We start from the raw sequence: 224 nt of genomic DNA, 5'->3' as shown, positions 1-224 counted from the left end.
GGCGTCCGGCCTGCGACAGCTGGATGCTGAGGTTGGACAGGAAGGTGGCGAGGCCGGGTTCGTGGGCGGCGGGGTTTTCGGCTGCGAGTCTGCGCTTGATCTGCACCGCTTCCTGGGCGGTGGTCAGGGCTTCTTCGGGGCGTCCGGCCTGCGACAGCTGGATGCTGAGGTTGGACAGGAAGGTGGCGAGGCCGGGTTCGTGGGCGGCGGGGTTTTCGGCTGCG

General features: G+C 69.2%; 1 protein-coding gene. It reads right to left on the bottom strand.

Translation table 11 applies throughout. The features are described 5' to 3' along the window. Window positions 1–224, bottom strand: a 224-nt coding sequence (locus ACIRQ9_RS35680; RefSeq protein WP_404183331.1) for a hypothetical protein, incomplete at both ends; no start/stop codon positions are given.

This window comes from Streptomyces sp. NPDC101237, assembly GCF_044767465.1.
GTDB lineage: Bacteria > Actinomycetota > Actinomycetes > Streptomycetales > Streptomycetaceae > Streptomyces > Streptomyces gramineus.
Note: the sequence above shows the minus strand (reverse complement) of the source record. Positions and strands in the feature narration are given on the sequence as shown.